This is a genomic window from Streptomyces sp. NPDC006476, from assembly GCF_040612015.1.
Classification (GTDB): Bacteria; Actinomycetota; Actinomycetes; order Streptomycetales; family Streptomycetaceae; genus Streptomyces; species Streptomyces griseorubiginosus_B.
The window spans coordinates 1-2,367 of the sequence record NZ_JBEXPK010000248.1 but is presented as its reverse complement, the minus strand read 5'-3'; the positions used below and the strand labels follow the sequence as shown (position 1 = coordinate 2,367).

Genomic DNA, 2,367 nt, shown 5'->3' with positions numbered 1-2,367 from the left:
GCTCGGCGGCTCTTCAACCGAATCTCCTCTCCCATCCGCCACGCCATCCAACATGCACTCGACTGGTCCCTATGGCGAAGAAGAAGCCAAGCCCGAGCCCGCATCAGCCACTACAGACGAAGAGGGCATCACGGAGTGTCGTTGCAGTACTAGAAGGACGTGCCGTACATCGCGTCGCAGGGACCGGTGGCGGCCTCCAATTGCCGCAGGGAGATGTTCAGCGCGTTCAGAAGAGAGAGTGTCTGGCGGAAATTTCCCGGCCACTGGTTCTCCGCCTCGGCCTTCAGGTATTCGGTGGTGTCCATTTTGATGGTCCGGCTCAGCCTCGGCACGCTGAACTGCCGGGAGAGTCGGTGCTCGGCCAGGGTGCGGGGTTCTTCGATGCCCATCAGTTCGGTGGTCCGGCACCAGAGAACGTCCGCGAGGGCGAACAGCTCATTCTCGGTGGGTCGGTACGCGCCCCTCTCCCAGGCGCCGACCAGTTCGGGATCGACAGGGGCGCCGAGCACCGTCATATCCCTGGCCACATCGTGCGGCGACATACCCAGGTGACGGCGTGCGGACAGGGCGTTGGCTGAGCTGAATAACGGTCGGTCCATGCCTCGGTGCTTCCGTGCGGTGCGGGCCCTTCCCGCGGTGGTCCGGATGGCGTCACCGGTGGCTTGCGTGGTCCCGATCGCCTTGGTCCAGCTGACCATGTCGTCCGCCGCGTTTTGCATGTGGGAGTAGACGACGTAGATGTATCCGTCGGTGAGGTTGTCGCTCATTACTCGTCTCGGTCGTCGGTGTGTGAAGGGGCGGAGGGCGGTCAGGCGCCGGTGAGCTGCTGGAAGGCGAAATCCGCCGCGGTGTGGGCCCGGATGACGCCGCACTGCTCGTCTACATCCTCAGCAGTTGACCGAACTGCCCTCCGTCACTGCCCTGGTACGCCGTGGAGAGGTTGCCGCGGGTGGCGTCCACCACCTGCCGGCATCGCGTGACGCCGTTGTGGGCGGCCTCCAGTGCCTGAATGCTGTTCCGTGTCGACTGTGCGCTGCTGTCCGCCGCCTGCCATGAGTCTGCTCCTGGGGTGATGAGTCACTGGGAAGGAACCGGCATGAGATTAGGGCCCAACTCAAAAGTAACCATCGGCTGTTGAGCAAGTTTTGGGATCTTTCCCATGAAGTGATCCGGCCTTTTTTCGGTGCCCGTGAACCGCATGTCCAAAGGGGAAAATTATCTTTCCTCTTCGTTCCCTCACTCACCTTCGACGGATCACAAAAGCTGCGGGAAAGCCGACGGGCGGCCACCCGATCTCCCGAGCACCGAGGCGGCCACCGTCGGCCGGTCACCTCAGCCTCGATCCACCGCGTGACGGGTGCCCTTTGGAGAAAGAAACGAGAAGAGGTGCCTGCTGACCTGGGATGATGGGAGTTCTCACGCTTCCAACAGGCCCAACCAGCAAGGCACCTCGTAAGTGAAATCCTCCCACAGCGCGGCGACGGTGTTCGCTGCGTTCGACGAACCGAATCTGATCGCGCATGCCGGGCTGGTCCCGGCCGTCCGGCTGGCCGAGCGGTGCGACCTGCCTCGGCTGGTCGCCGAGAAGGTCAAGCTGACCGGCGCGAAGAACGGCGCGGGCACGGCCGCGGACGCGAAGGCTCTATCCATCGTGGCCGGGATGGTCGCCGGCGCGGACAGCGTCGACGACCTCTGCGGGGAGTTCGTCTCGCTCCGGGATGTATGGAACATAGTCGCCTGCTGCCTCGGACTCGCGCAGCGGCACCACACCCAGCTGCTGTCCTACCAGCCGGGCCGTCTGTACTGCGCGGGGCAGCGGACCGTGGTGAATGGCCGTCAGCGGAACGTCGCCCAGGCGCTTGCCAAGCAGCTCTGCCTGCCGTCAGCCAGCCTCTGTGAGCTCGCCCTCGTCGGGCGTGGCTTCACCGTGACGAGCGAGATAGAGGTATCGATCTTGCATGCCGAGGTGGACGCCTACCCACAAGCCCGCGGTTCCCTGTCCTTCCTCACTTTCCCTTCAGAGGAACCGCACCCATCTTCTTTAGCCACATCAGCAGCAGGTCCAGTACAGCCATACCCCGCGCCCCTGGGCCTCCCGATCCTACGAATGACCGGAGCGAACCCAGACAGAACGGTAAGGATCCAGTTCCGTCCGGACCTGATCGACGGCTGCCTCGCGCAGACCGGCCTGGTGATCGAACCGACGTGATCCACCAGCCGGTGTCTACGAGTTCAACCTGAATAGCCTCAGGATTAGCCCGTTCGAGTGAGGGGTGGTCGAATGTTCAGCCCGGCACGTCCTCCGCGAGCACCTTGCTCAGTTCCTCCACGGCGGCAGGTGACTCCCGCTGGAACGCGGCGAGGTCC

1 protein-coding gene and 1 pseudogene are annotated in these 2,367 nt (G+C 63.9%); both read right to left on the bottom strand.

The genetic code is table 11. The features are described 5' to 3' along the window. Nucleotides 1–149: 149 nt before the first annotated feature. Complete coding sequence (locus tag ABZZ74_RS53635; RefSeq protein ID WP_356951372.1) at nt 150–767, bottom strand: helix-turn-helix transcriptional regulator; 618 nt, start codon at nt 765–767, stop codon at nt 150–152. A 923-nt stretch (nt 768–1,690) separates the two neighbouring features. Then, nucleotides 1,691–1,960, bottom strand: a pseudogene (locus ABZZ74_RS53630) (histidine phosphatase family protein); the annotation flags it as partial. Nucleotides 1,961–2,367: the final 407 nt, after the last annotated feature.